Raw genomic sequence first — 5,321 nt, forward strand, 5'->3', positions numbered from 1 at the left:
GTCAGTGCTATGGTCCAATGTTCAACACGTCCTAGATACATGATGGTCTTATCTGGTTCAGGTTTCTATATGGCTCAGCACTTCCACTAAGTAATCAAACAATGCTCGGATTCGCAAAGGTGTCGGGCCTCGCTGTGGACGATATAAATACAGGCGCCAAACGGGAGAGGTTTCCTCATGAAGTATATGAATGAGCTTACCACTCCTAAGCCACGGCAAAACTAGAAATCCAGGCATGTGTCCGAATCCAACTCCAGCGAGAATAGCTTGAAACTCAGCTTCTAGATCATCTGTAATAAAACGAGGCTTTGATGGCGTAAAGCTTCGACTTTCGGTGAATGTCCATGGCCAGTAACGCCCTGTTTTATGATCGACTAGTGCTGTTAGAGGGTATTTATCAAGGTCGATAATTTTTTTGGGCATTCCAACCTTATCAATTAACTCTGGCGTACCCACAGAATAAAATTTCACTTTAGCCAATTCCCTTGCCACATATCGATTGTCCGGCAAAAATCCAAATCTGATCCCGATATCTATCCGCTCATCGATCACATCCGAATGTGAATCTGTTAGCACACAATCCACGACAATATCTGGATAACGTGTGGCAAATTCTGCTAGTGCAGGTACTACCAATTTACGCCCTAACACAGACGACACAGTAAGACGGACAGTCCCACGCATTTCATCTCGTTTTTCCTTGGTGTCTTTTACAAGCAAAGCATCGATCGATTCCACCGCAAGACGTGCTTGCTTTGCCAGACGCTCACCATCAGCAGTAATTTTAATTTGTCGAGTACTCCTGTAAAACAGAATCTCTCCGCGCTGCTCTTCTAGCTCTTTTATTGCCCGTGTCACTACCTGTGGGGAAATACCCAGCTGAGTTGCTGCCTCTTTAAAATTGCGAGACTCTGCTGCGACACAAAAGATACGCATCATTTCCAATTTGTTCTGCATGTCAATCCTGTGTTATGGTAACTATTCCGCAAATAGGAATTCTGAAAGATAATATTATTCATTTATTATACCTAGCAAGGCTGTAATACTTAACCCTCAAATATGATTGACAGATAGGTTGAAGGTTACTTGTATGAATAATATAGAAAATAAAGTTATTGTTATCACTGGTGCAAGTAGTGGTTTAGGTGAAGCTACTGCTCGCTTACTTGCTAAAAAAGGTGCAAAGGTTGTCATTGGTGCTAGACGTACTGAAAAATTAGAGGCTATTGTTCAAGACATTCGTGCTGAAGGTGGTCAAGCTGAATTTATTGGTGTGGATGTAACCAAGCCAAATGAAGTGCAAGCACTTATTGAAAAGGCATTAAGCGCATTTGGTCAAATCGATGTATTGGTAAACAATGCTGGATTGATGTCTATTGCACCATTAAGTGAGCTAAAAGTTGATGAATGGGATCGTATGATCGACATTAATATTAAAGGTGTTCTTTATGGAATAGCAGCTGCCCTACCTGTTTTCCAAAAACAAAACTTTGGACACTTTATTAATCTCTCATCTGTTGCAGGGGTAAAAGTATTTAGTCCAGGAGGTACTGTTTATAGCGGTACTAAGTTTGCTGTAAGAGCCATTTCTGAAGGCCTTCGTCATGAAGTTGGAGAAACAATTAGAACGACTACTATTGAGCCTGGTGCAATTGAGTCAGAACTAAAATTCGGTTCTTCTCATAAAGAAAGTTCAGAGTTTGTTACTGATTTCTACAAACAAGCCATACCATCTGACTCAGTCGCTCGAGCAATTGCTTATGCAATTGAACAGCCTGCGGATGTAGATATTAATGGAATTGTTTTACGCCCAACGAGCCAAGAGTTTTAATGATTGAATAATATAAAATGGGAGCACTTCGCTCCCATTTTTACTCTATTTTTTTAAAGCTGAGGACAAATCTATGAAAGCCGTATCGTATGTTATCAATAACCAGGATGATTTTAAAAATTCATTGGTAGATATTGAAAAAGCGAAGCCTACGCTTAAGGAGCGTGACGTACTGGTAAAAGTTCAGACAATCTCTGTGAATCCAGTGGATACCAAAGTGAGAAAAAACTCGTCTGAAGCAGACGATCGTATTTTAGGTTGGGATGCCGTTGGGGAAATTATTGAAATTGGCTCAAAAGTTACCTCGTTTAAAGTAGGAGATTCTGTTTGGTATGCTGGCGATTTAACCCGAGATGGTAGTAATGCTGAGTATCAAGCAGTCGATGAACGAATTATCAGTCTTAAACCAACTACAGTATCTAATGCAGAAGCAGCAGCATTGCCATTAACTGCCATAACGGCGTGGGAAATGCTGTTTGATCGGCTTCAAATTTCAGAAACAGAAGTTGGCAGTATTTTAATTATTGGTGGTGCAGGTGGTGTAGGATCAATCGCTATCCAACTCCTAAAAGCAAAAACAAATCTGACCGTTATAGCAACAGCGTCACGTGAAGAAACGAAATCTTGGGTGGAATCACTGGGTGCCGACCATGTCATTGATCATAGCAAAGATTTAAACGAACAAATCGAGGCATTAGGCATTGAAAAACCAAAATACGTCTTCTCTACCAATCATACAGACACCTATATCGAGCAAATAGTTTCTCTGATTGCACCACAAGGCAAGCTTGGATTAATCGATGATCCACAAACCTTTGATATTATGCCGTTTAAGACTAAATCTATTTCTATCCATTGGGAGTTGATGTTCACTCGTTCAATGTATGAAACCGATGATATTGAAAAGCAAGGTGATCTATTGCAACAGGTTGCCCAATTAGTTGACCAGCAAAAAATTAGAAGTACCCTCAACCAAAATCTAGGCAATATTAACGCTGCAAACTTGGAGAAGGCGCATAAGTTACTTGAAACAGGCAAATCAAAAGGCAAAATTGTACTAGAAAACTTCTAAAATAAGGGAGCCCAAGCTAAACGGTATCTACGCAAGTTTAACGGGGTTCCAAAAGAGCATTTTCACCTCTATTTAAAGGAATGTGAGTGGCGTTTTAATCACAGTGACCCAAAGTCGCAATTACTACAATTAAAACAATGGATTAAACAGGGCTTGAACTAGTTATCTAGGACAGCCCCTATTTTAAACTACGGACATGACATAAGGTGGGTCAGTGTTACGTTGGGTTGGCTCTATAAGGATAAATACTCAGCCCTTATAGTGCGACACATTGACCCAAGTTTTTTGCTTTGGCTTTTTTTGCTACCTGTAAAGCGACGGCTGCATCAAAGCTGGCTGCGCCCACTGATTTAAACAGCGTCATACCTTTATCTTCCTTCACATCGAGGCTGATTTTTTTATTGACCAAATCCCCCAATGTGCCAGTGAGCCTATCCCATGTCCAAGCACTATCACTGTCCTCATGCGCTTGTATCAAGTCCCCTGCTTCATGTAAGCCGCCTTCAGCATCGTCAATGATCACGGAGTCGCAGGCCTCTATCACTGAGTTACTGACTTCCTTCATCGTGGCCTGATAAGCGCCCACCGCATTGATATGAACATTTGCCTTTATCTGCGCCGCCTCAAACAGTCCTGCCGTCGCGCGTGTGGCCAGATTGATAATATCTGCGTCTCTGATTGCCTCTTCAATATGCTCACAAACCTGAACGTCAACTTGCCATTGTGGATACTCTTGTATAAACCTGTCTCGAAACTGATGCGCCGTCTGCGCCGTTCTATTCCATAGTTTTACGTGCGTGATATCTGGACGTACTGTGAGAATAGCGTTTAGCTGCTCATATGCCATCCCGCCTGTACCGACCACTGCTGCCACTCGACTGTGTGGATTCGCCAGATACTTAGTCGCTATCCCCGACAGCGCGGCGGTACGCACTTGGGTGATATATATTCCGTCCAAAAAAGCCAGCATATCGCCTGTCTCATTATTTGAGACAGTGATGGCGGCCATGGTGGTTGGTTTATCGCGCTGAGGATTGTCGGGACAGATGGTGACCAGCTTGACGACTGCATACTCGTTTTCACCATCAAAAACCACTGACGGCATCGACAAATGCGAGCCTGAGGTGTGTGCATCACTCTCCTGAAAAGTAGGAATGACTAGGCGCTCAGGTGTTTTAATCCAGCTCGGATGCTCGCCTTGTCTCTTCAGCAGCTCCTCGATAGCACTGATGGCCATTGGCATGGTTAGCTGTTTTTTTACGGTATGAATGTCTAAAAATTGCATAATTATCCTTAATCTGTTTTGTTATTTCATTATGAACAATCCTTAAATGTGACATTAAAAAACCTAATAAGCAACCCGCCATTTTTAGAGCTTTTATCACGGTTTATCATTTTAACTAAGTCAATAACCTCACTATGCAAATAACCAAATTATCTAATGATCTTGAGACATTGACCAGCGTGATACAGTGTGAGGCCAAGCTCTGTAAACCCAGACTTGATACCGCCAAAACCAACCTTTGCTTCCTCTAAAGTCTTGAAAGGTAGCGGAATGCTGTCTCTTTTGCCGGTCACGATATAGTCTGCAAAGCATTTACCCATAAGCGTGCCAGTGGTAATGCCGCGACCATTATAAGCCGTCGCCGTCAGTAAGCCTTCGTCTGGCTCCATCACGCGAAAGATATGATCTTGGGTAAAGCCAAAGCTACCGCACCATTCATACTGCCAGTCAAACGCGGGCAAATCTGGATAGTAGCTTTTTTGCACCGCATTGGCCCACGACTGATAAAAAGATTTGGGCTTCATCTGCGTCCCGCCAACCGTGCCCAATAATAAGCGATTGTCATTATCACGGCGAAAGCTAGATAGCGCCAGACGTGTGTCCCAGGCACCTGTTTTGTAAGGCAATATGCGCTCTGCCGCTGCACCGCTCAGCGGTTCGGATGCAATCTGATAGTAATAAACCAGATAAAAAGTCTTGGCGATATCTGTCCATTCGCCTTCGGTATAAGCGTTGGTTGCGATAATCACACGCTCAGATTTGACACATGCTTTGGCCGTTCTGGCGTACCAATGACCGCCTACTTTTTCTAGTGATTCAACAGCAGAGTGCTCATAGATCGTCACGCCAAGATTTGCAGCGACTTTGGCAAGTCCTCGGACATAAGCCAGTGGATTGATAGTACCCGCACGGTGGTCTAATAAGGCTTTATTGATACTGGTGGTACCGCAGTACTCGTGGCACTTACTGCCTGTCAATACCTCCACATTAGCGCCGCGGCGACTGAGCTGCTCGTATCTGATATCGACATCGATCTCACCTTTGGCATTGTGCGCCATATGAATATTGCCTGCTTGGGTCGCTTGCGCGTCGATATCATAGCGTTTGATTAAGTCAAACACCAAACCCGGCGC

The 5,321-nt window shown here is 43.3% G+C and carries 5 protein-coding genes and 1 pseudogene; 3 read left to right on the plus strand and 3 right to left on the minus strand.

The genetic code is table 11. The features are described from left to right. Positions 1-57: 57 nt before the first annotated feature. On the minus strand, positions 58-957 hold the full coding sequence (locus tag NK638_RS11755) for a LysR family transcriptional regulator (RefSeq protein ID WP_274633151.1): 900 nt from the start codon (positions 955-957) through the stop codon (positions 58-60). Between the two features lie 133 nt (positions 958-1,090). On the opposite strand from NK638_RS11755, the gene NK638_RS11760 reads away from it, so the two are divergent. The 3 genes and pseudogenes from NK638_RS11760 to NK638_RS11770 all read left to right on the plus strand — a co-directional run. Continuing rightward, the gene (locus tag NK638_RS11760; protein WP_274633152.1) at positions 1,091-1,831 is read left to right on the plus strand and encodes an SDR family oxidoreductase; all 741 of its coding nucleotides are present in this window, start codon (positions 1,091-1,093) and stop codon (positions 1,829-1,831) included. 73 nt (positions 1,832-1,904) lie between these two features. Then, positions 1,905-2,903: a zinc-binding alcohol dehydrogenase family protein gene (locus NK638_RS11765; RefSeq protein WP_446739839.1), complete on the plus strand. Its 999-nt coding sequence runs from the start codon at positions 1,905-1,907 to the stop codon at positions 2,901-2,903. Continuing rightward, positions 2,904-3,065 (plus strand): annotated as a pseudogene (locus NK638_RS11770) (IS1595 family transposase); the annotation flags it as partial. It abuts the gene before it with no gap. Positions 3,066-3,159: 94 nt separating this feature from the next. Here NK638_RS11770 and NK638_RS11775 read toward each other — a convergent pair. Both NK638_RS11775 and NK638_RS11780 read right to left on the minus strand, forming a co-directional pair. Next, entirely contained in the window at positions 3,160-4,188 is a 1,029-nt protein-coding gene (locus NK638_RS11775; protein ID WP_274633153.1) for an ornithine cyclodeaminase family protein, read from the minus strand. A 149-nt stretch (positions 4,189-4,337) separates the two neighbouring features. Then, on the minus strand, positions 4,338-5,321 hold a 984-nt coding region (locus tag NK638_RS11780), incomplete at its 5' end, for an NAD(P)/FAD-dependent oxidoreductase (protein ID WP_274633154.1).

It is taken from the genome of Psychrobacter sp. A3, from assembly GCF_028823565.1.
Lineage (GTDB): Bacteria > Pseudomonadota > Gammaproteobacteria > Pseudomonadales > Moraxellaceae > Psychrobacter > Psychrobacter celer.

Bases quoted from the DNA above. Each gene is read 5' to 3' on its own strand.
- NK638_RS11760 (WP_274633152.1), top strand. From the start codon at position 1,091: ATGAATAATATAGAAAATAAAGTTATTGTTATCACTGGTGCAAGTAGT.
- NK638_RS11755 (WP_274633151.1), bottom strand. From the start codon at position 957: ATGCAGAACAAATTGGAAATGATGCGTATCTTTTGTGTCGCAGCAGAG.
- NK638_RS11775 (WP_274633153.1), bottom strand. From the start codon at position 4,188: ATGCAATTTTTAGACATTCATACCGTAAAAAAACAGCTAACCATGCCA.
- NK638_RS11765 (WP_446739839.1), top strand. From the start codon at position 1,905: ATGAAAGCCGTATCGTATGTTATCAATAACCAGGATGATTTTAAAAAT.